Below are 19,967 nucleotides of genomic sequence, written 5' to 3' on the forward strand. Positions count from 1 at the left end.
TCTACAGGCCGTCCTTTTTCGCCTTCCACAGGAAGAGGACGGCCAGGGCCACGCTGACGATGGGCAGCAGGATGCCAAATTCGTCGATATAAAAAAGCGTCTTCTCGCCATGCGCCGTCAGCGGGGTGTAGATCCGCTGCAGGAACAGATTGTGGCTCGCGTGCAGGATCGCCGCGGGCCACAGGCTTTTTGAGCGGAAGGTGATCCAGGCATAGACGATGCCCATCGGCATCACCGAAAGGGTGAACAGGATCATCTGCAGCACCTGGTTTCCCTCGCCGGCATTGTAATCCGTAAACAGAATGCCTGGCCAGTGCCACAGCGACCAGATCAGGCCTGACAGCAGGCCGACCGCCCAGAAGGGCATGATCTTGCGTATCTCCCAGATCATGAAGCCGCGCCAGCCGATCTCTTCACCGAGCGCCCGTGACATGGAGGCCGCCATGCCGAGTGTGCCGGTCATCAGGATGCCGCCGGCCGCGGCAAGGGCGCCCGGGGGTTCGCTGGCGCTGACGAAGCTGGCAAAACTGGCCAGTGCCTCAGGATCGCCGAAGCCGCTGCCGCCGAGACCGAGCAGCCAGACGGGCAGGTACATGGCGAGGCCGTAACCAATCGGCAGGACGTAAGCCAGCCAGTTCCATTTCCATTCCCCCCAGCCCCAGGGCAGGCTCGCCACCGGACGTCTCAGGATCAGGCAGGTGAGCGCGGCCGCAATTCCGGGAGACCACATGATGCCCGTGACGCTGAGCAGGTTCATGGCCCCCTGCGTGATCATGATGGCGTAGAAGACGCAGCTGATTGCCAGCATCAGCAGGAGGAACAGCCCGAAAGCCTTCCACGCTGCGGACTTCTCATCCGATGTTGTCGCCGCTGCAGAATTCATCACTCGCCCCCTCTGGCCTTAAAGCGTGAGGGCTAGCATGACGCCTCAGCGCATGGGAAGGTCCATGAATTCCAGGGAGCGCTCCATAACAACCGTGCCGAGATGCTCGCCGTACATGCGTACGGCGTATTCGAACATCGGGGTGCCGATTTCGTTATAGCCCACGCCGCAATTGCCCGTGGCGGACAGGCCTGCCTTCAGCATCAGGCTGGCCATTACGGTGGTGGCTTCGTTTTTCTTCTCCTGCAGGGCCAGCAGCATCAGCTGCTTCATCTGGTCGACATCGTTCTCCGTCGAGTGCCGGATCATGCAGCTGCCGATCTGTTCGGCACGCGATTCGGCAAGCGCCGGGGTGGCGGTGAAGGAAATGGCGGCGGCAAGACAAAGACTACGGATCATCCGGGGCTCCTGAGCTGATCTACGCATATGCCGGGGCGTACGCGCAGATCGTGTCAGGATTTGGATGCGGCAGGCCACATGAACAGTGTCTGAAGCAGCGGAGCTGATCAGGTTACGGATTGTTCATCCCCGGGCGGCGGATTACTCCGCCGGAACGGCCGTGAACTCTTCTTTCCAGGCCGTCATTTCTTCGCGGTTGTCATGGTCCCATGGGTGGAAGCCCGGCTTGAACCAGGACAGCCAGATTTTCCAACCCTTGCCGAACAGGGACGGCTTCTTCCACAGGAAGGCCTTTATGGCGCGGTCGGCCTCTTCCGGCGAATAGCCATCGGCTTTCAACAGGTCAGCGGCATAGCCGGCAATATTGTTCGTGAAATTGCTGGTGATGATCAGCATGGACATACAGCGGCGGTAATAGCGCTTCAGCGGCGACCAGTCTTTCGTCGCTTCAAGGAAGACGTCATAGGCGACGGCCTTGTGCTCTGTCTCTTCCATGGCGTGCCAACGCCACAGCTGTTCCAGCGCCGGGTCGGTCTTGCTGAACAGCTGGCCGTAATCGGTTTCCAGGTCCATCATCAGGTCCGCCATCATGGCGGTGAAGTGTTCGAGGCAGATCGTTGCCATCAGCATACGGAACCGACCACCATCATAGGCGAACTTCACTTTCTCGCGGATCTTCGCCTCGATGGCGTCCACCGGATATTTCGTCCGGTCGATCTTGTTGTTCAGCAGGTGGTGCTCGCGCGAGTGGATGGCTTCCTGGCGAATGAAGTCTTTCACATCCTGTTCCAGCTTGCCGGAGACTTCGTTCTTGTAGGCCTTCACCGCGTCAATGAACATGCGCTCGCCATCCGGAAAGGTCAGCGACATGGCATTGAAGACCGCCGTGGCGACCGGATCACCATCCAGCCAGGGGCCATTGTCGGCGGCGGCCATGTCAAAATGCAGGTCGCGGGGCAGAATCGTTACATCTTCAGGCGTGCGCTTGGTCGTCATGGTGCTAGGAACCTTGAGGAAATATCTGGACAACAGTCTTATGCTGACAAATAACACTACTGACAAAAATGTCAATAAAGAGTAACGACACCCCGAGAATCCGGCGCAGTCCGGAAGAGTCCCGCGCCAATATTCTGGCAGCAGCGGAGCAGCTGTTGGTGGAGCAGGGGCCGCAATTGCTGCGCCTGGCAGATGTGGCCAAGGCGGCCGGCGTCGCCAATGCGACCGTGCTGCACCATTTCGGCTCCATCAGCGCCGTTCACACTGCCCTGATGGAGCGGATGATCGGCGACCTCGTCGACAGCATCATGGCGATCGAGATCCCGGCCGACGCGCCGGTGGAGGCCCGCGCCGTCGGCCTGAAAACGCTGTTCGATGCGCTGGAGACGCCGGGCGCTGCACGCCTAGCGGCCTGGCTGGAACTGACGGATGAGACGAGCCGCCTCACCGTCGTGCGCGAAGCCGTTCAGGAAGTGGCGCAGAAGAAGATCTCGCAGGCCGGCGTGCCGGAGGACGTCGCCGAAGACATGATCCTGCTCAGCGTGACGCTGGCGCTCGGCGTCGGCCTGTTCGGCCCGTCATTGGGAAAGCTGATCGGCAAACCGGAGGGACGGGCACGAGAGCTGACGCTTCAGATGCTGCTCGCGAACTTCCAGCGGCTGGCGGGGTGATGGCTACGCCGGTCAGGAACTGGCCGGGTTGTTACAGGATGCCGGCTGGTCCAGCAGGTCGTCGATGAACACGGAGACCAGCATCGCCTGGCTGCTCACACCCGCTTTTGCGTAAATCTGGCTCAGTTGTGACCGTATCGTCCCCGCGGCCGCGCCGCGAAGCCGTGCGATTTCAGCCACGTCGCATCCCTTGAGGGCGAAGAGCGCAACCTCTTCTTCACCCCGTGTGAGACCCCATTCCCTAAAGCGCAGATCGACATGCTCGGCGAAAGCGCCACGGGCCCGCGATAGTGCTTGCTCCTTCCGGCGCAGATCGCGGGTCAGCTGAACGATATTTCGGGAACTGAGGATCACGCCCGTCAGCAATCCCACGGCGATCACGAACTCCATCGCCAGTTCGAGCCTCAGTCCATTCGTGCCGGCCACGAACCAGTCCTCAAACCCATCGGCGACGAAAAAGGCTGCGGCCACGATCTGCAGTGCCATGAGCGCCACCGGAAGTACAAGCGACCATTCCGGAAGCCGCGACGTGCGGCGGGCATCGCTCTGGGGAGCATTTTTCATAGGACATCCGCTTAATAAGACCGCTTTGAGCGCCTGCTTATGGGCTTCCCGGGGCGACGAATCTAGCAGCGAAGGCGGATGACGATCAACCGAGGAGCCGACGCGTGACCCAAACTGAAAGAGCCGCATTGACCAAAGTGCCCGCAATTACCCTCGGGTTCTGGATCATCAAGATCCTCGCGACGACGTTCGGTGAGACGGCAGGCGACAGCGTCTCGATGTCATGGTTGGGCGAAACCACGGCCAATGCGTCGACGTCATTCTGGCAAAGCGGCTATCTTATCGGAACGGGGATATTCGGCCTCGTCCTGGCGGTTTTGGTGTTGGCACAGATTCGCGTCAGCCGGTTCAACGCATGGCTATACTGGGCGACCATCATCGCCTCGACCACCGCCGGCACAACCATGGCCGATTTTGCCACGCGGTCGATGGGCATCGGTTATCCGGGAGGAGCGATGGTCTTGCTGGCGGCCGTGCTGACCTCGCTGCTGGTCTGGCACCTGGTGCTGGGCACGGTGTCGGTCAGCTCTGTGCACGAGCCGAGGGCGGAGGTCTTCTACTGGCTGACGATCACCTTTTCACAGACACTCGGCACGGCGCTGGGAGACTGGATTGCGGATGGACCGCTCGGCTATTTGGGCTCTTCGGTCATATTTGGTTCTCTGCTCGTACTGATCGCGCTGGCCTGGTTCCGCACGTCGATTGACCGGGTCGCGCTGTTCTGGGCGGCCTTCATCCTGACGCGTCCCCTCGGGGCGGTCGTGGGCGATTTCCTCGACAAGCCCTACGCGCAGGGTGGGCTTGAGTTGAGCCGTGTGGGGGCGACGCTGGTGCTGGGCGGCGCGATCATCGTGCTGATCCTGCTGTTCCGGCAACGCGCGGCACCTGCAGAGGTGCACCAGGTGTAAAGCGAGGGCCTGAGGCGGGCGCGCTTATCCCAGCGCTTCCGCCGCCTTTTCTGCGAAGTAGGTGATGATCCCGCTCGCGCCGGCGCGTTTGAAGCACATCAGGGATTCCATGATTACGCGGTCGCCGTCGATCCAGCCGTTCTGTGCAGCGGCCATGATCTGGGCGTATTCGCCAGAGACCTGGTAGGCGAGTGTCGGGACGCCGAAGGTCGAGGAGACGCGGTGCACAATGTCCAGATACGGAAGACCCGGCTTCACCATTACCATGTCGGCGCCTTCGGCGAGGTCGAGCGCGACTTCGCGCAGGGCTTCGTCTGAATTGGCCGGGTCCTGCTGGTAGGTCTTCTTGTCGCCCTGAAGGGACTTCGCCGAGCCAATGGCGTCGCGGTACGGGCCGTAGAAGCCGGAGGCGTATTTCGCAGCGTAGGAGAGGATCATCATATTGGTGAAGCCTTCCTCGTCGAAGGCTTCGCGGATGGCGCCGATACGGCCGTCCATCATGTCCGAAGGGGCGACGATGTCTGCGCCGGCCTTGGCGTGGGCGAGGGCCTGTTTCACGAGGCGCTCCACCGTCGCATCGTTCGGGATGGTGCCGTCCGGGTCCAGCAGGCCGTCATGGCCGTGACTGGTATAGGCGTCCAGCGCGACATCGGTGATCAGGCCGACGCCGGGGGCGGCATCCTTCATCGCACGCAGGGCGCGAGGCACGAGGCCGTCCGGGTCGAGCGCGCCGGTGCCTTCCTCGTCTTTGCCTTCCGGCCCGATATAGGGGAACAGCGCGATCGCCGGGATGCCGAGACGTTCGGCCCGTTTGGCCGTCTTGGCCGCTTCATCGATGCTCAGCCGGTCAATGCCCGGCAGGCTGCCGACGGGCGTGCGGCCTTCGCCATCATGGATGAAGACGGCCCAGACAAGGTCTGCCGGGGTGAGCGTGTTCTCGGCGACAAGGCTGCGGACCCAGGACGACTGGCGCAGGCGCCGCATACGGGTGTTCGGGAAGGATTGAGGAAATTTGGTCATGGCTCAGTGAGTGCGCCAAAATCCGGCGGCTTACAACCAGCCAATCTTACGCACCATGAAACAGCGCTGCGAGACGTCAAGGCTCTCGGCCTGGATCTTCTCGAGCTCCAGCATCCAGTCAGCCATGTCTTTCCGCGCAATCTCGCGGAAGCCCAGCTTGCCATAGAACGGCGCATTCCATGGCACATCCCGAAAAGTAGAAAGTGTGACCTGTTTCAGGCGGCGCTGTTTGGCGATCTGGAACACATGCCGCACCAGGTCTCCGCCCAGCCCCCGGCGACCATGATCGGGGTGCACGCTGATCTGGTCCAGATAGAGCGTTCCGCCGCGCTGGGAGATCAGGGCGAAGCCGGCGGGCGCGCCACCCTGCGTGCTGATTTTCAGCAGGTCGCCTGCCTCGATGGCCTGCAGCATCACGGCTTCCGGCACATGATCCTGCAGCGCATCATTGGTGAGCAGCCCCGTCGGCGCGAACAGTTGTCCAGCCGCAAGGTCCACCTCGATGAGGCGGCCGATATCCTCCCGCAACGCCGGGGCGATATCATAATCGAAGCGGGTCTGTTGCATTGACAATACCGGTGACACGGGGAATTCCCGACTCATTACTTGAGATAGTCAAAAGGTGGAACCCATGAGCGCGTTGTTTTCCGACGAACAATTGATGATTCGCGATATGGCGCGAAAGTTCGCGGAAGAGGAGCTGCTGCCGAATTCCGAGGAATGGGACCAGAACAGCCACTTTCCGGTCGATGTGATCCGCAAGGCGGCGGAACTCGGCTTCGCCAGCATCTATGTAAAGGAAGATGTCGGCGGCGCAGGCCTGACGCGCACCGATGCGGCGCTGATCTTCGAACAGCTGGCCTATGGCGATGTTTCCACGGCGGCCTTCATCTCCATCCACAACATGGCAAGCTGGATGATCGACACGTTCGGCTCCGACGCGCAGCGTCAGGAATGGCTGCCGCGCCTGACCAGCATGGAGCTGATCGCCTCCTACTGCCTGACCGAGCCGGGCGCCGGATCTGACGCCGCCAGCCTCAAGACAAAAGCCGTCCGCGAGAGCGATGAATATGTCATTTCAGGTGCAAAACAATTCATCTCTGGCGCGGGAACCTCGGATATATACGTCCTGATGGCGCGGACGTCCGACGATGGGGCAAAGGGCGTTTCCACCTTCATCATCCCAAAGGATGCGCCGGGCCTCAGCTTCGGCGCCAATGAGCGCAAGATGGGCTGGAAGAGCCAACCGACCCGACAGGTGATCCTCGATGGCGTGCGCGTGCCGGCGGCGAACCGCGTAGGCGAAGAAGGCCACGGCTTCAAATTTGCCATGGCGGGTCTCGATGGCGGGCGCCTGAACATTGCGGCGTCCGCGCTCGGCGGAGCACAGCTCGCGCTCGACAAGGCGCTCGCCTACGCCAAGGAGCGCGAACAGTTCGGCAAGGCGATTGCGGACTTCCAGGCCACCCAGTTCAAGCTGGCCGACATGGAGACCGAACTGCAGGCCGCGCGCGTGATGCTGTACGAAGCCGCCGGACGGCTCGACCGGAAAGACCCGGCTGCCACCCGCTGGTGCGCCATGGCGAAGCGGTTCGTCACCGACACGGCCTTCAACGTCGCGAACAATGCGCTGCAGATCCATGGCGGCTATGGCTATCTCGCCGACTATGGCGTGGAGCGTATCGTCCGTGACCTGAGAGTGCACCAGATCCTCGAAGGTACGAATGAGATCATGCGCGTCATCATCAGCCGGGATATGCTGAAGGACTAGGGCGCGGTGCCAGAAGGTGCGGCAATGATTTTTTCTTATGTACGGCACTTTTTCACGCGAGTAAAAAATAGGCACAGCTCACAAATTGTATCCGCGCCGCATGAAGGCAGAACACCTAACCCGGAATACGAGACCTATAGCGCTTCATGCCTGCGGCAAGCGGCTGAAGCGATTGGCAAGGGCTATAAGAATCCAGAAGCCCTCCGAGAGCTTCTGATATGGACGACCCACAAAGACACTTACCCGGTTGTCATGAAATATTTCCGCCAGCATCTTCACGACCCTAACTTGCTGAGCGCCCTTATGAATATTGCATCGGAAGGTGAGGACGCTGGTGATGCGCCCTGGACCGCCGCTAATATTATCGAAGAGTTTCCTTCCGAGCTTTTGGCGCCGCATGAATCTTCATTGCAGCAACTGAGCGAAGAGGGCTGGACTTACCTCAGTGATCCAGCCAAGCGCGCATTGGCAAAACTCACGCGTTCCAATTAGTCCAGACCTTCTTCCAATACTGCCTCGAACTCGCCGGCCTACACGAATTCCAGGAGTGAAGCCTGACGCGCCGAACCCCAACTGAACATTACAAAAAATTGTGGCCCGCCTGAGTGGCGCAGGCCACGATTTATGCCGTAGTTTCCATCCTGTGGCTGGGGAAGCGCTGATCTGACCGTCAGTGCAGTGTCCACGCTAGCCATGAGGGATCCGTCATGACGGTTGTCCGCGCAACTCTCGCAACCCTGTCCATCCTCGCTTTCGGCGCCTGCGCCAGTCCGCCGCCCAATCTCAACGATGACATGATCATTCCCGGCGAGCGCGTCGGCAATGTCGAGCTCGGCATGTCGCTGGCGGAACTCTTCGCCGTGAAGGGCACGCCGCACAAGACGATCCCCATCGCGGGCACGGGCGCGACAAGCTACAACTATCCCGGCCTGACGGTTGGCGCAGATGACAAGGTCTACTGGATCATCGCGCGAGATGCCCGCTTCCGCACACCAGCCGGCGTCGCCAAAGGCAGTGAGCAGATCTTCGCACGCGGCGTTTACGGCACCCCGAGATGCGTCGTCACGCGCGGCGATGTCACCGTCTATGATTACAACGACGTATATTTCGAAGTCGACAACGACACCGGCAAGGTCAGCCAGATCGGCATTCAGAAAAACACGCAGACCTGCAATGGAAACTAGCGTTCTGTCTGGCAGGTAAGGCTATTCCCCAACCACGTCATTCTTCATGCTGAAGAATGTGAACAGGACTTCCTCTTTTTCCCGTTGCCCGATCAGGTTCTTGTCGAGCGCGACTAGGACATCGTCGAGTACGGCCATGAACTCGTCATTGGAAATGTTCATCCCGCGATGCGTGCCGACCATGTCCTTGCCCTTGTAGACGCTCGGACCGCCGGTGCCAGTGATGAAAAACTCCGCCGCACCTTTGGTCGCCGCGGGAATGTCCGTATTCACATATCGTCTGGATATGACCGGGTTGTTCAGATGGGCATCCATCAAGTCCCTGGCGATCTGGTTGATGCCCTTTTCACCACCCAGCCGTTCAAACAGATTTGCAGACATGATCATTCTCCTCTTCCGGCCGTTGGTATTTTTGTTGGATCGTTTGTTTTGGCCGAATAACCGGACCTTCCTTTGAATACACTCGTGCGTCCAGTACAGTTATTGAATCTGCGCAGAACCTTCCCGCAGATTCAGGAGGTTGGGGTATGACGGCAAGTTACAAACAATTCTGCCCGGTTGCGATGGCATCCGAGATTCTTTGCACGCGTTGGACGATAGTGCTTTTGCGAGAGTTGCTCGCCGGGTCGACCCGTTTCAACGAACTCCGCAAAGGTGTCCCTCGCATGTCACCTTCGCTACTGTCACGACGCCTGACCGAACTGGAAGCGGCTGGTATTGTCCGGCAGGTAGTAGAAGATGAGCGTGGAACCCCGGAATATCAGCTTACAGAACCTGGTAGGGACCTTCGCCCTGTGATCGAGTCAATCGGCATCTGGGGGCAACGTTGGGTCGATGCGGACTTGTCGCTCGATAATCTGGATCCATCGCTTCTCATGTGGGATATGCGCCGCAATCTTGACGCTTCGCCGCTACCAGATGAGCGAAGCGTCATCCAGTTCATCTATTCTGACTTGCCTCTTTCCCAGAAGAACTGGTGGTTGATTGTGGAGCCGGATGGGATGGTCGATTTGTGTTCGGTCGATCCCGGTTTTGAGATCGATCTTTACGTGACCACTGATTTAAGGCCGATGACGGCAATCTGGATGGGACTGTCTACGGTAAAGGCGGAAAGAAAAAATGGTGCTCTGGATCTGATTGGGGATCAGGAATTGTCCCGGCATATGCAAACGTGGCTCGGATTGAGCCCATTCGCGGTCGAGCCGAAGAGGGTGTGATTAACAAATGGTCGCAACGCCAAGATGAAAGATTGAACCCATTCCCCTTATGCGGCACCGTGCGGCCAGTTTCGGGCGAATGGAGTTTCGGTATGCGCGGGTTGGCGGCTTTCCTGTTTTCGGTTCTGGCACTGGTCTGGGCGGGGGCCGCAGCGGCAGACGATCCGAAAAGTTGGGGCGAGGCGACGAGCGGCCTGATGCGGGCCGATGGCTTCCTGCCTTACTATGCTGACGCCAAAGGCGGGCGCATCCTTGCTGCCTTTCCGAAGCCGGATGATGACGGCATCTCGCTACGCGCCATCCAGGCGACCGGGCTGACGGCTGGGCTTGGCTCCAATCCGATCGGGCTGGACCGGGGCCTGTTCGATGGCGGGTCGCTGATCGCCTTCCGCCGGGTGGGCAAGAAGCTGATCGCCGAGCAGGAGAACTGGAGCTATGTCGCCAGCGCCGACAATCCACTGGAACAGAAAGCCGTCCGCCAGTCCTTCGCCAGCTCTTTCCTCTGGTCCGGCGACGTAATCGCGGAAAGCCCCCGCGGTGAATTGCTGGTCGACATTTCCGGCTACCTCACGCGCGATGCGCTGGATGTGAAAGCGGCGCTGAAGAACAATCCGAAGGGTGGCAGCTTCTCACTGGCGGCTGACCGCTCCATGCCGGACGCCACCGCCGCGCTCGCCTTCCCCGACAATGTCGAATTCGACGCCTACCTGACGCTGACCAGCGATGAGCCAAAAGCTGAAGTGCTGGCGACCGCCGCCGATGGCCGGGCGATCACGCTGGTTCAGCATGTCTCGCTCGTGCGCCTGCCGGACGATGGCTACACGCCGCGCGCCTTTGATGTGCGAAGCGGGACGATCGACGTGCCTTATTATGACTTCTCCGCGCCGCTGGAGGGCCAGGTGCGCAAATCCTACGCCCGCCGGTTCCGGCTGGAAAAGCAGGAGCCGACTGCCGCGTCCAGCCCGGCAAAGGAACCGATTGTCTTCTACGTCGACTCCGGTGCGCCGCCAGAGATCCGCGATGCGCTGATCGAAGGCGCGTCCTGGTGGTCCGATGCGTTTGCGGCAGCAGGCTTCCCGGATTCCTATCGCGTGGAGGTCCTGCCGGAAGCCGCCCATCCGCTCGATATCCGTTACAATGTGATCCAGTGGGTACACCGCCAGACGCGCGGTTGGTCCTATGGCGGTGGCGTCTATGATCCGCGCACCGGGGAGATGCTGAAGGCGAACGTCATCCTCGGCAGCCAGCGCGTGCGCCAGGACCGGATGATCTTCGAGGGGCTTGCCGGCGCGTCCAGGACAGGCACGGGTGAGGCGGACGACCCAGTACAGGTGGCACTGGCCCGTATCCGCCAGCTCTCGGCGCATGAAGTCGGCCACACGCTCGGCTTTGCGCACAATTTCGCCGCGTCCACGAATGACCGCGCCTCGGTGATGGATTATCCGGCGCCGTGGGTGAGGGTCAGCGAGAACGGCCAGCTCGATTTCTCTGAGGCCTATGATGTCGGCATCGGGGAGTGGGACAAGGTCTCGGCCACCTGGCTCTATGCGCAATATCCGGAAGGCACCGATGCGGATGCCGAGGGCGACAAGCTGCTCCGCGCCGCCTATGGCGAGGGCCTCCGTTTTGTCGACGACCCCGAGGCACGCGGTACTGGCACGGCCCATCCCTATGGCAGTGTCTGGGACAATGGCGAAGATGCCATTGCTGAGCTTTACAACACGCTGCGTGTACGGAAGATTGCGCTGGATCGCTTCGGCCTCGACGTCATCGAGCCGGGGGCCGACACGTCCCGCCTGCGCCAGACACTGGTGCCGGTCTATCTCTACCACCGCTATCAGGTGGCGGCGGCGGCAAAGTCTGTCGGCGGGTTTGAATTCTACTATTCCCGCCGGGGCGATGGCGGCGGCATGGCGCATGCCGTGGCACCGCAGCGCCAGCGGGCGGCGCTTGCCGCGCTGCTCGTCACGCTGGAGCCGACCTCGCTGGATCTGCCGGACGGTGTGCTGAACCAGCTGACACCGCCGCTTGCGGCCTTCTCCTACAACACAGGTGGGGCGGAATATTTCCCCGGTGACACCGGCCCGATGTTTGACCTGCTGACGGCCGCTGATACGGCGACCCAGACGACCATTGATGCGTTGCTGCACCCGGCCCGCGCGGCACGCCTGGTTGAGACCAGTCGGCGCGATCCGGTGGCATTGTCCTTCGAGGAAGTGCTGGCCGAACTGGAACGGGAAGTCTTCACGCCTGCGCCGACATTGCGTCAGGCCGAGATCCGCCGCCGCCAGCAAGCGCGGTTTGTCTCTTCCCTGATCGCGCTCGCGAGCGACCCGGCCACGTCACCGGGCGTCACGATGCGGGCCGATGCCTTCCTGAAAGGGATGAGCCAGCGCCTGAAGCCTGCACGCCGGACGGACCCGGTCGACGCCGCTGCACGCGAAGACCTGCAGCGCCGCATCGCCGCGCATCTGGAGCGTCCGGCGCCGGCGCTTGCGCCGGGGGTCACGGAAGTCGACGTCCCGCCCGGCAGCCCCATCGGCGCCGGCGCAGGCGAGGAAGGCTGGTTCAACGACCTGGTGTTAGCGCAATGATGATGTGACGCCCCGCCCCCTTCCGGGGGTGAGGGCAGCGACTTATTGTGAGGTCCGAACCACAGGCGGAGGGCCTCGCCATGCCACACCATGCACCCCAGTCGGAACTTGAGACGCACACTGTCTCCAACCAGCCGAAAGCCTTCGGCGATGTGGACCTGTTCGCTTCCGACAAGGCGCTGAAGGGCGCGGTAGAGAAGGCGGGCGGCGGTGCGCACGCGGCAAAGCTGTCGGAATTCGGCAAGCGCTGCGGCGCTTTCGAGACGCAGGACTGGTCCCGGCAGGCACAGGAGAATTTGCCGAAGCTGAAAAGTTTCGATCGGTTCGGTCATCGGTTGGACGAGGTGGAGTTCCACCCGGCCTACCATAACCTCATGTCGCTTGGTCTCGACAGCGGCCTGTCGGCGTCTGCGTGGAATACGGGCGAGGCAGGCCATGTGCTGCACGGCGCGATGATGATCCTGATGAATCAGGCAGATGCAGGCGTAACGTGTCCGATGTCGATGACTTATGCCTGCGTGCCCGCGCTCCAGTCGACGCCGGAGATTGCGGAGAAATGGGTGCCGCGGGTTCAGGCGTCTTCTTACGATTCGAACTTCCTTCCGGCAGACCGGAAAACCGGCGTCACCATCGGCATGGCGATGACGGAAAAACAGGGCGGCAGCGATGTGCGCGCCAACACGACCCGCGCAGTGCCGGACGGGCAGGGCGCTTATATCCTGACCGGGCATAAATGGTTCTGCTCCGCCCCGATGTCGGATGCGTTCCTCACCCTTGCGTATACGGAGGAAGGGCTCACCTGTTTCCTCGTGCCGCGCTGGAAGCCGGACGGCACGCGCAACGGCATCCATGTCATGCGCCTGAAAGACAAGATGGGCGACAAATCCAACGCGTCGTCTGAAATCGAGTATCATGGCGCCTGGGCCGAACGGCTCGGCGAGGAGGGCCGGGGCGTGCGCACCATCATCGATATGGTCCAGCACACGCGTTACGACTGCATCCTTGGCTCCACCGGAGGTATCCGCGCGGCGCTGGTGCAGGCGCTGTGGCACACCTCCCAGCGCCGGGCTTTCCAGAAGACGCTGATCGACCAGCCCGCCATGCGCGCGGTGCTGGCGGACCTTGTGATCGAGAGTGAAGCGGCCACCGCCATCGCCATGCGCGTCGGCGCGAGCCTCGACCGGATGGCGGCAGATGAGCAAGAGGCGGCCTTCATGAGGCTCGCCACGCCGCTTGCAAAATATTGGGTGTGCAAACGCCAGCCGGGTTTTGTCTATGAGGCGCTCGAATGCCATGGCGGGGCAGGTTATGTGGAGGAAGGCCCGATGCCGCGTCTCTATCGCCAGTCGCCGCTTAACGCGATCTGGGAAGGCAGCGGCAATGTCATCGCACTGGACGTGCTGCGCGCACTCTCGCGGGAGCCGGACAGTTTGAAGGCGGTGCAGGCGGAGCTGAAAAAGCCACTCGGCCGCCATCATGCCTATGATGCGCATGTTAGCCGCCTCGCCGAGTATCTCACTCCGGGAAACCTGCATGAAAGCACCGCGCGTGGCTTTGCCCGCGATGCCGCGCTGGCCCTGCAGGGGGCGGCGCTGCATGAAATGGCGCCGGACTTCGTGTTCGAAGCCTTCTGCGCCCAGCGCCTCGCCAGCGACCGCAATGGCCTTCTCTATGGTGACGTCTCACCGGATGTGGACCAGGCCCGCTTGATCGAACGGGCCATACCGGCGGTATGATTCCATTCAGCCAAGGAAAACGTTTTCCGGAGCGGGTGCAGGCAGTATAGTGGCACCCAAGATGCCTAAAGGTGGCACATTGGGAGGAAGTCATGCAGATCGAGACCTTGCCCGGCGTGGGCGCGGAAATCACCGGAATTGACCTCAAGAACCTGACGGATGCGGAGTTCGATGCGATCCGGCAGGCCTATGCCGTTCATGGTGTGATCTTCTTCCGCGACCAGGATCTGACCGAAGACGACCATATCGCCTTCGCCGAACGCTGGGCGCCGATCAATGTGAACCGCTTCTTCGCCGCGCATCCGGACTATCCGCAGATTGCCATGGTCGCGAAGGAAAAGGAGCAGAAGGACAATATCGGCGGCGGTTGGCACACGGACCATTCCTACGATCAGGAACCGGCCATGGGCTCCATCCTGGTCGCGCGGGAACTGCCGGAGCGGGGTGGCGACACGATGTTCGCCTCCATGTATCGCGCCTATGAGACGCTGGACGACGCCACGAAGCAGGAAATCGACGGTTTGCAGGCTGTCCACTCCGCTAAGCATATCTTCGGCTCAAGCGGAGAGACCTATTACAATACGACCGATGCCGGCGGGAACCGGATCGGCAATGCAGCGGCGGCCGACGTTCTGGCCGACGTGACCCATCCGGTCGTGATCACCCATCCGCTGAGCGGCAAGAAGGCGCTTTATGTGAACCCGGCCTTCACGGTGAAGATCGTCGGCAAGACGGACGAGCAGTCTCAGGTCTTGCTCTCGCGCCTTTACGCGCACGCCATGGACAAGGCGCATGCCTATCGCTTCCAGTGGCAGCCGGGCTCGATTGCTTTCTGGGACAATCGTTCCACCTGGCACTGGGCGCTGAACGACTATCATGGCCACCGGCGCATCATGCACCGCATCACGCTGGATGGCTGCGCGCTTCACTGATGGCGCCTGAAAGGATGGGGCATGGCAGGACCGGTCAGATGAACTCGACGCCGGTCTCGCTGCCGAACTCCCAGCGACGCAGGCAAACACGTTCGCCCTCGAACAGGCAGGAGGTCAGCACGAACTGCTCCGGAAGGTCTATACCTTCGGCCGCAGCGATGCGCGCACCGCCGCACGAGATATCGCGGATCTCGCAAGTCACCCATTTACGCCACCCGATGCGGAGACGCCCGACTGCCTCTACCTGGCAACGGACCTCCCTGCGATCGAGGGCTTCCACCTCAAACGCATACATTCGCCAGACTCCCCCTCTGAGCGAAACCCCGCTTAGATGCCAGAATCGGGTTAACAGCGCGCGCGTTTTATTTGTAAAATTTCAGGGTTGAGTGAGGGGTTTTGATGACTGAAGACGTTTCCATCCGGGTCGAAGGCGGCGTTGGCCGCATCACGCTGACCCGGCCATCTGCGCTGCATGCGCTGAACACGCCGATGTGCGCGGCGATTCTGAAAGCGCTGACGGAGTGGGCAGACGATGACGCCGTAAACCTCGTCTTGATCGACCATCAGGAAGGCACGCGCGGTTTCTGCGCCGGCGGCGACATCCGCATGCTGGCCGAAAGCGGGGCAGGTGATGCGAGCGAGGCGCGGGAATTCTTCGCCACCGAATACCGGATGAATGTCGCGCTGGATGAGTTCCCGAAACCCGTGCTGGCCATCATGGATGGCGTGACCATGGGTGGCGGCGTCGGCCTGTCGGTGCATGGCTCTCATCGGGTCGCGACCGAGCGGACGCTGTTCGCCATGCCGGAAACGGGCATTGGCCTGTTCCCGGATGTCGGCGGCGGCTGGTTCCTGCCGCGCCTTGCCGGTGAACTTGGCACCTGGCTGGCCCTGACGGGTGACCGTCTGAAAGGCGTGGACGTTGCGGCCGCGCGCGTGGCGACGCACTTCCTGCCGTCGGAACTGGTGCCGAACCTGATGAAGCAGATCGCCTCGGCGGACTTCTCCGTCGGCGCGGCGGAAATGCTGAACGAGATCCTGCGCACGCTGACCCATTCCATCCCGGTAGGCGGGTTCGAGGAACACCGTGCTGTCATCGACAAGTGCTTCGCCTTCGACACGGCGGAGGAGATCGTTGAGGCGCTGGAAGCCGATGGCAGCGACTGGGCGCTGGCCCAGGTGAAGACGCTCCGGTCGAAATCGCCGGAAACGATCAAGGTCGCCCTGCGCCAGCTGCGCGAAGGAAGGCGGTGCAAGACCTTCCGCGAGAACATGCAGATGGAATATCGTATCGGCTGGCGGAAAGTGCAGAGCCACGACTTCCAGGAAGGCGTTCGCGCGGTGATCGTCGACAAGGACAATGCGCCCGCATGGTCTCCGGCGACGATCGAAGACGTGCCAGCCGAGATGGTCGACAAGTATTTCGCGCCGCTGGGTGAAGACGAACTTACCTTCTGAGTCTTCGCCAAAGCACTGGACAAGCCGTCCAAGTATTCCCGATAGTCTTCAGGGAACAATATTTGAGGCTGGGTAAATGCGTGGGCAGGTTCTGAAAGCAGATGGCGCAGACGGGCCGGGGCTTATCCTCGGTGACGATGGCGTTCGCTACAATTATGAACAAGCGCAGGTGCGGGGCGGCGGTTCGCTGGCCCCCGGCCAGAAGGTGGACTTTATCGGCCTTGGCGACGAAGCGCGGGACATCTACGCGCTTGGCCCGGCGCCGCAGGCTGCGCCGCCAGAGCCTGCTCCCGCGATGGCAGCGGCTCCAGCTGCTGCAGTTCGGCCATCTTATCCCCAGCCCCACGCTCAGCCTCAGGCGCGGACCGCCTCGCAGGCTTATGGCACTAAGCCGCCAGCGGTGCAGGGCGACGGCGTCTGGACCTATTTCATCCGCAGCCTCACGAAGAACTATTTCAAGTTCACGGGCCGGGCGCGGCGGCAGGAATACTGGGGTTACACGCTTTTCAACGTGCTGGCCTATGTCGTGGTCTTCTTCCTGGATATTGTCCTGAGTGCCATTGTCTTTGGCGGTGATGAATTCGTGCCGCTGCTGACGCTGCTCTGGTTTCTCTACCAGATCATCCCGTCCATCGCGGTGACGGTCCGGCGGCTGCACGATCAAGATCTGTCCGGCTGGCTCTATCTGATCACCTGGGTGCCCTATATTGGCTGGCTGGTGATCTTCGTCTTTATGCTGATCGACTCCCGTCCGGAGTCGAATGTCCACGGGCCGAGCCCCAAATACGACCCGGCCACTTCAGCGTTCAACTGATCCCGACAGAACAGGTAATCGCACGCGCGCATCGCAGGTGCAGGCGGATTTCGTGAATCAGAAGTAAAATTGTTTCGCAAAAGTAACGGTTAATGAAAGCGGACGAATATTAACTAACGACTTGCCCAAACCCAACATGCTTATCAGTTTATTAGGATGGCTCGTGTAGTTCTGTTCAAACTACAACAAAAGTTGAGTGGTGGTTGAAATGATGATTGCTGAAATGCAGGAAACTGCAGAACTGAGCCTGGGCGAGTCTTTCCTGAAGTCTCTCTCTCTTCTTGAACAAGCGCACCGTCGTCTTCACGATGTTGTCAAAGACGATCTGGAACGCGGCGGCGAGCGTTCGCTGACGGGTGTCCAGGCACTTCTGATCTACGAAATTGGCGAAGGTGAAGCTCCGGCTTCAGTCCTGCGTGCCCGCGGCGCTTTTGCCGGCACCAGCCTCTCCTACAACGTCAAGAAGCTGCAGGAAGGTGGTTATCTGATCCAGACGCGTTCGGAAGACGACAAGCGCACCGTGACGCTGCGCCTGACCGAGCGTGGCCTGAAGGTCCGCGCGCGTGTTGCGAAGCTCTTCGAAAAGCAGGCCAATGCGCTTGAGCCCACCGCCAGCGTGCGTCCGGACGACCTCTCGCAGCTGAACAAGACCATCACGCGCCTTGAGCGCTTCTGGTCCGACCAGATCCGTTTCCGCCTCTAAGAAGCGGTCCGGTAAATACCCTGGGAGAAAGCCCCCGCCTCGTGCGGGGGTTTTTGTTTGGGCGTTTGCACATTCCCGCTTGACCTCAACCTTGATTGAGGTCCGACAAGGCCGCCCTGAGATCAACAGGGAGTCGCCTTCATGACACTCGAACAAGCAATAATCCGGATTGCGCGGCCCACGGACGACCTGGCTGCCCTCTTGCCATTCTATCGTGATGGCCTGGGGTTCAGCGTGCTCTATGAATTCAAGGGGCATGACAGTTTCGACGGCGTCATGCTCGGCCATCCCGGGGCGCCGTATCATCTGGAGTTCACCGTCGCGCATGGGCACGTCGCGGGCCGGGCGCCGACCGAAGACAATCTGCTCGTTTTTTACCTGCCGGAGCGCAACCGCTTCGACGCGGTCTACCGCCGCCTGCGGGCCACCGGGTTTCATCCCGTGCCTGCTTTCAATGCCTATTGGGACGACAAGGGCGTGACCTTTGAAGATCCGGACGGATATCGCATCGTCCTGCAGAACGCTTCCTGGGATCTGTAGCGCGTCAACCCTCAGGAGATTCTGCTGGGCGCGCCCCTCAATCCCAGCGAGTTCTGTCTCATGCGGGGATTGAGGGGAATATGTCTGAGCGCGCTCGCCATTGCCGGTTCGGCGGAAGCCGGCCCTTGGACGCAGTTGCAGGGCGATATCTATGCGCGCGCCAACGTCTCGGCCGAACGGCTGGACGGCGAGGATGGCTGGCGCGGCGATCTCTATGGCGAATATGGCCTCGGCGGCGGCTGGATGGTCAACGGCAAGGCGGAAAGCGTGCGCTATGACGGCGGGACGCAGGACAGCGATGCCTATCGTATCTCTGCGCGGCGCCAGCTCTAGTCGAACGACAAGGGCTGGGCGATCGGCGCGGAAGGCGCGGTGCTGCACGGCACGACGCTGGTGGGCGTGTTCGGTTGTGAAAGGCTGGGCGGCGAGGCGCGCATCTCGGCCGGACGCAGCGGCGTCTACAAGGATCGCAATTACTATGTCTTCGCCGATGCCGTCTGAATCCATCAGGAAGGCGGTTGCGACCGTCAGCGCTTTGAATTCGGCTACGGCACCGACCTGGGCGGAAACGTCTTCACAACGGAGCAGCTCTGGCCGGAGTATGGCAGCCAGTCAGCGGACTCGATCAAGACCGAGACCCAGATCGGCTACCACTTCCCTGCTGCGGATGTGTCGATAGGGTACAGGGGAGAGTTCAGCGGCGAGTCCGACGAGCAGGCGGTCCTGCTCGCCGTAACCGTGCGCCGTTGAACACTTGAAGGCTTACTCGCCCGTGTAGCCTGTTTCGGTCATCAGGTAGGCGATAACGGCTGTGCGGTCTTCCGGCTTGCGGACACCGGCGAAGGTCATCCGGTTGCCTTTCAGGAAGGTCTGCGGATTTTCCAGCCAGTGATCGACCTTGTCAGGCGTCCAGATGAAGTCTGCATCCTGCAGGGCCTGCGAGTACGCAAAGCCTTCGGATGTGCCGGCTTCGCGGCCGAACAGGCCGTAAAGGTTCGGACCAACCAGCGCACCAGCGCCCTCGGCGGTCGTGTGGCAGGACTGGCAGAGTTTGAACGTGCGGCGGCCGCGCGCATAATCGGCCGTGTTGTACGGCGCAGGCAGGCTTGCAAATTCCAGCGAGCCTTCGCTGGCGGCGGCTTCCTCTGCCGGAGCAGCGGTCGGTTCAGCCGTAGCTTCAGGTGCCGGGGGTTCCGCTTCCGGAGCGGCCTCAGGGGCGGCTTCCGGTGCAGGCGTGGCGGCCGGTGTTTCGGCAGCTGGCGCGGCAGGCGTGGAACTTTCGCCGGAGCCTCCACAGGCAGCGGTCATGCCGGCAAGAACAATAAGTGAAGCGGAAACGAGAGAAAGTCGCATAGAATCAAGGCCCCGGACTGAGTTTTCGTATGCATACTGGTCTTTCTCGCCGGACAATGCAAACACACACAACAGGGGGGTGAATTGAGTGAAAAAGCTTTTGAAAACAGTGTGTAACAACAGTTGAGAGGTATGCTGGAAGGTGGGTTTCCGGCCGAAAAACCTGCAACATCGCACTGATTTCATACAGTTTTTGGCTTATTGCCGCAGGTCTGGGCAGGGCG

24 protein-coding genes are annotated in these 19,967 nt (G+C 61.2%); 15 read left to right on the forward strand and 9 right to left on the reverse strand.

The window, feature by feature from the left end:
• Nucleotide 1: 1 nt before the first annotated feature.
• The 3 genes from HY17_RS10060 to HY17_RS10070 form a co-directional block, all read right to left on the reverse strand.
• On the reverse strand, nt 2–883 hold the full coding sequence (locus HY17_RS10060) for a CPBP family intramembrane glutamic endopeptidase (protein WP_081813082.1): 882 nt from the start codon (nt 881–883) through the stop codon (nt 2–4).
• Nucleotides 884–928: 45 nt separating this feature from the next.
• The gene (locus tag HY17_RS10065) at nt 929–1,282 is read right to left on the reverse strand and encodes a hypothetical protein (RefSeq protein ID WP_034766267.1); all 354 of its coding nucleotides are present in this window, start codon (nt 1,280–1,282) and stop codon (nt 929–931) included.
• Nucleotides 1,283–1,423: 141 nt separating this feature from the next.
• Entirely contained in the window at nt 1,424–2,278 is an 855-nt protein-coding gene (locus tag HY17_RS10070) for a metal-dependent hydrolase (protein ID WP_034766268.1), read from the reverse strand.
• 68 nt (nt 2,279–2,346) lie between these two features.
• On the opposite strand from HY17_RS10070, the gene HY17_RS10075 reads away from it, so the two are divergent.
• The gene (locus tag HY17_RS10075; RefSeq protein WP_034766269.1) at nt 2,347–2,949 is read left to right on the forward strand and encodes a TetR/AcrR family transcriptional regulator; all 603 of its coding nucleotides are present in this window, start codon (nt 2,347–2,349) and stop codon (nt 2,947–2,949) included.
• A 12-nt stretch (nt 2,950–2,961) separates the two neighbouring features.
• On the opposite strand, the gene HY17_RS10080 is transcribed toward HY17_RS10075, so the two are convergent.
• Nucleotides 2,962–3,435 carry a hypothetical protein gene (locus HY17_RS10080; protein ID WP_065383246.1) on the reverse strand — a complete coding sequence of 158 codons (474 nt, stop codon included), beginning with the start codon at nt 3,433–3,435 and terminating at the stop codon, nt 2,962–2,964.
• Between the two features lie 182 nt (nt 3,436–3,617).
• On the opposite strand from HY17_RS10080, the gene HY17_RS10085 reads away from it, so the two are divergent.
• On the forward strand, nt 3,618–4,421 hold the full coding sequence (locus tag HY17_RS10085; protein WP_034766270.1) for a membrane protein: 804 nt from the start codon (nt 3,618–3,620) through the stop codon (nt 4,419–4,421).
• 24 nt (nt 4,422–4,445) lie between these two features.
• On the opposite strand, the gene hemB is transcribed toward HY17_RS10085, so the two are convergent.
• Nucleotides 4,446–5,441, reverse strand: a complete 996-nt coding sequence (gene hemB, locus HY17_RS10090) for a porphobilinogen synthase (RefSeq protein ID WP_034766272.1) — start codon at nt 5,439–5,441, stop codon at nt 4,446–4,448.
• A 30-nt stretch (nt 5,442–5,471) separates the two neighbouring features.
• Nucleotides 5,472–6,008 carry a GNAT family N-acetyltransferase gene (locus HY17_RS10095; protein ID WP_034766273.1) on the reverse strand — a complete coding sequence of 179 codons (537 nt, stop codon included), beginning with the start codon at nt 6,006–6,008 and terminating at the stop codon, nt 5,472–5,474.
• Nucleotides 6,009–6,072: 64 nt separating this feature from the next.
• Between HY17_RS10095 and HY17_RS10100 the strand changes: the two genes are divergently transcribed.
• The 3 genes from HY17_RS10100 (at nt 6,073) to HY17_RS10110 (ending at nt 8,396) form a co-directional block, all read left to right on the forward strand.
• A complete protein-coding gene (locus HY17_RS10100; protein WP_034766274.1) occupies nt 6,073–7,212 on the forward strand; it encodes an acyl-CoA dehydrogenase family protein in 1,140 nt (379 codons plus the stop codon).
• Nucleotides 7,213–7,236: 24 nt separating this feature from the next.
• Nucleotides 7,237–7,704, forward strand: a complete 468-nt coding sequence (locus tag HY17_RS20245) for a hypothetical protein (protein ID WP_139068952.1) — start codon at nt 7,237–7,239, stop codon at nt 7,702–7,704.
• A 215-nt stretch (nt 7,705–7,919) separates the two neighbouring features.
• Entirely contained in the window at nt 7,920–8,396 is a 477-nt protein-coding gene (locus tag HY17_RS10110) for a hypothetical protein (protein ID WP_034766277.1), read from the forward strand.
• A gap of 21 nt (nt 8,397–8,417) precedes the next feature.
• Here HY17_RS10110 and HY17_RS10115 read toward each other — a convergent pair whose 3' ends face one another.
• Nucleotides 8,418–8,777 (reverse strand): group 1 truncated hemoglobin, encoded by a 360-nt coding sequence (locus HY17_RS10115; RefSeq protein ID WP_034766408.1) that lies wholly within the window; start codon nt 8,775–8,777, stop codon nt 8,418–8,420.
• Nucleotides 8,778–8,923: 146 nt separating this feature from the next.
• Between HY17_RS10115 and HY17_RS10120 the strand changes: the two genes are divergently transcribed.
• The 4 genes from HY17_RS10120 (at nt 8,924) to HY17_RS10135 (ending at nt 14,875) form a co-directional block, all read left to right on the forward strand.
• Nucleotides 8,924–9,613: a helix-turn-helix domain-containing protein gene (locus HY17_RS10120; RefSeq protein ID WP_034766278.1), complete on the forward strand. Its 690-nt coding sequence runs from the start codon at nt 8,924–8,926 to the stop codon at nt 9,611–9,613.
• Between the two features lie 92 nt (nt 9,614–9,705).
• Nucleotides 9,706–12,207, forward strand: coding sequence for a zinc-dependent metalloprotease (locus HY17_RS10125; protein WP_034766279.1), 2,502 nt, complete (start codon nt 9,706–9,708; stop codon nt 12,205–12,207).
• Between the two features lie 80 nt (nt 12,208–12,287).
• Nucleotides 12,288–13,943 (forward strand): acyl-CoA dehydrogenase family protein, encoded by a 1,656-nt coding sequence (locus HY17_RS10130; protein WP_034766281.1) that lies wholly within the window; start codon nt 12,288–12,290, stop codon nt 13,941–13,943.
• Between the two features lie 92 nt (nt 13,944–14,035).
• Nucleotides 14,036–14,875 carry a TauD/TfdA family dioxygenase gene (locus HY17_RS10135; protein WP_034766282.1) on the forward strand — a complete coding sequence of 280 codons (840 nt, stop codon included), beginning with the start codon at nt 14,036–14,038 and terminating at the stop codon, nt 14,873–14,875.
• 34 nt (nt 14,876–14,909) lie between these two features.
• Here the strand turns inward: HY17_RS10135 and HY17_RS10140 are convergent, their stop codons facing one another.
• Nucleotides 14,910–15,170, reverse strand: a complete 261-nt coding sequence (locus HY17_RS10140) for a PilZ domain-containing protein (protein WP_034766283.1) — start codon at nt 15,168–15,170, stop codon at nt 14,910–14,912.
• A gap of 104 nt (nt 15,171–15,274) precedes the next feature.
• Between HY17_RS10140 and HY17_RS10145 the strand changes: the two genes are divergently transcribed.
• The 6 genes from HY17_RS10145 (at nt 15,275) to HY17_RS20620 (ending at nt 18,891) form a co-directional block, all read left to right on the forward strand.
• The gene (locus tag HY17_RS10145) at nt 15,275–16,333 is read left to right on the forward strand and encodes an enoyl-CoA hydratase/isomerase family protein (protein ID WP_034766284.1); all 1,059 of its coding nucleotides are present in this window, start codon (nt 15,275–15,277) and stop codon (nt 16,331–16,333) included.
• 76 nt (nt 16,334–16,409) lie between these two features.
• Nucleotides 16,410–17,147, forward strand: a complete 738-nt coding sequence (locus HY17_RS19415) for a DUF805 domain-containing protein (RefSeq protein ID WP_051599909.1) — start codon at nt 16,410–16,412, stop codon at nt 17,145–17,147.
• Between the two features lie 208 nt (nt 17,148–17,355).
• Nucleotides 17,356–17,850 (forward strand): MarR family winged helix-turn-helix transcriptional regulator, encoded by a 495-nt coding sequence (locus tag HY17_RS10155; RefSeq protein WP_034766285.1) that lies wholly within the window; start codon nt 17,356–17,358, stop codon nt 17,848–17,850.
• A 141-nt stretch (nt 17,851–17,991) separates the two neighbouring features.
• Complete coding sequence (locus HY17_RS10160; RefSeq protein ID WP_034766286.1) at nt 17,992–18,390, forward strand: VOC family protein; 399 nt, start codon at nt 17,992–17,994, stop codon at nt 18,388–18,390.
• A gap of 60 nt (nt 18,391–18,450) precedes the next feature.
• Nucleotides 18,451–18,723, forward strand: a complete 273-nt coding sequence (locus tag HY17_RS10165; RefSeq protein ID WP_139068953.1) for a hypothetical protein — start codon at nt 18,451–18,453, stop codon at nt 18,721–18,723.
• A gap of 39 nt (nt 18,724–18,762) precedes the next feature.
• Nucleotides 18,763–18,891: a hypothetical protein gene (locus HY17_RS20620; protein WP_255342763.1), complete on the forward strand. Its 129-nt coding sequence runs from the start codon at nt 18,763–18,765 to the stop codon at nt 18,889–18,891.
• A 261-nt stretch (nt 18,892–19,152) separates the two neighbouring features.
• On the opposite strand, the gene HY17_RS10170 is transcribed toward HY17_RS20620, so the two are convergent.
• Nucleotides 19,153–19,743, reverse strand: coding sequence for a cytochrome c family protein (locus HY17_RS10170; protein WP_034766410.1), 591 nt, complete (start codon nt 19,741–19,743; stop codon nt 19,153–19,155).
• Between the last annotated feature and the right edge of the window lie 224 nt (nt 19,744–19,967).

Origin of the sequence: Hyphomonas sp. CY54-11-8 (assembly GCF_000682735.1) — a bacterium.
In the GTDB taxonomy this organism is placed as follows: domain Bacteria; phylum Pseudomonadota; class Alphaproteobacteria; order Caulobacterales; family Hyphomonadaceae; genus Hyphomonas.

What these genes read in the sequence shown, in the direction of transcription:
- HY17_RS10165 (WP_139068953.1), top strand. Translation starts at nt 18,451, where the DNA reads ATGCGGGGATTGAGGGGAATATGTCTGAGCGCGCTCGCCATTGCCGGT.
- hemB (WP_034766272.1), bottom strand. Translation starts at nt 5,441, where the DNA reads ATGACCAAATTTCCTCAATCCTTCCCGAACACCCGTATGCGGCGCCTG.
- HY17_RS10115 (WP_034766408.1), bottom strand. Translation starts at nt 8,777, where the DNA reads ATGTCTGCAAATCTGTTTGAACGGCTGGGTGGTGAAAAGGGCATCAAC.
- HY17_RS10120 (WP_034766278.1), top strand. Translation starts at nt 8,924, where the DNA reads ATGACGGCAAGTTACAAACAATTCTGCCCGGTTGCGATGGCATCCGAG.
- HY17_RS10080 (WP_065383246.1), bottom strand. Translation starts at nt 3,435, where the DNA reads ATGGCACTGCAGATCGTGGCCGCAGCCTTTTTCGTCGCCGATGGGTTT.
- HY17_RS20245 (WP_139068952.1), top strand. Translation starts at nt 7,237, where the DNA reads ATGATTTTTTCTTATGTACGGCACTTTTTCACGCGAGTAAAAAATAGG.
- HY17_RS10145 (WP_034766284.1), top strand. Translation starts at nt 15,275, where the DNA reads ATGACTGAAGACGTTTCCATCCGGGTCGAAGGCGGCGTTGGCCGCATC.
- HY17_RS10130 (WP_034766281.1), top strand. Translation starts at nt 12,288, where the DNA reads ATGCCACACCATGCACCCCAGTCGGAACTTGAGACGCACACTGTCTCC.
- HY17_RS10070 (WP_034766268.1), bottom strand. Translation starts at nt 2,278, where the DNA reads ATGACGACCAAGCGCACGCCTGAAGATGTAACGATTCTGCCCCGCGAC.
- HY17_RS10095 (WP_034766273.1), bottom strand. Translation starts at nt 6,008, where the DNA reads ATGCAACAGACCCGCTTCGATTATGATATCGCCCCGGCGTTGCGGGAG.
- HY17_RS10065 (WP_034766267.1), bottom strand. Translation starts at nt 1,282, where the DNA reads ATGATCCGTAGTCTTTGTCTTGCCGCCGCCATTTCCTTCACCGCCACC.
- HY17_RS10075 (WP_034766269.1), top strand. Translation starts at nt 2,347, where the DNA reads ATGTCAATAAAGAGTAACGACACCCCGAGAATCCGGCGCAGTCCGGAA.
- HY17_RS19415 (WP_051599909.1), top strand. Translation starts at nt 16,410, where the DNA reads ATGCGTGGGCAGGTTCTGAAAGCAGATGGCGCAGACGGGCCGGGGCTT.
- HY17_RS10155 (WP_034766285.1), top strand. Translation starts at nt 17,356, where the DNA reads ATGATGATTGCTGAAATGCAGGAAACTGCAGAACTGAGCCTGGGCGAG.
- HY17_RS10060 (WP_081813082.1), bottom strand. Translation starts at nt 883, where the DNA reads ATGAATTCTGCAGCGGCGACAACATCGGATGAGAAGTCCGCAGCGTGG.
- HY17_RS10135 (WP_034766282.1), top strand. Translation starts at nt 14,036, where the DNA reads ATGCAGATCGAGACCTTGCCCGGCGTGGGCGCGGAAATCACCGGAATT.
- HY17_RS10170 (WP_034766410.1), bottom strand. Translation starts at nt 19,743, where the DNA reads ATGCGACTTTCTCTCGTTTCCGCTTCACTTATTGTTCTTGCCGGCATG.
- HY17_RS10100 (WP_034766274.1), top strand. Translation starts at nt 6,073, where the DNA reads ATGAGCGCGTTGTTTTCCGACGAACAATTGATGATTCGCGATATGGCG.
- HY17_RS10160 (WP_034766286.1), top strand. Translation starts at nt 17,992, where the DNA reads ATGACACTCGAACAAGCAATAATCCGGATTGCGCGGCCCACGGACGAC.
- HY17_RS10110 (WP_034766277.1), top strand. Translation starts at nt 7,920, where the DNA reads ATGACGGTTGTCCGCGCAACTCTCGCAACCCTGTCCATCCTCGCTTTC.
- HY17_RS10140 (WP_034766283.1), bottom strand. Translation starts at nt 15,170, where the DNA reads ATGTATGCGTTTGAGGTGGAAGCCCTCGATCGCAGGGAGGTCCGTTGC.
- HY17_RS10125 (WP_034766279.1), top strand. Translation starts at nt 9,706, where the DNA reads ATGCGCGGGTTGGCGGCTTTCCTGTTTTCGGTTCTGGCACTGGTCTGG.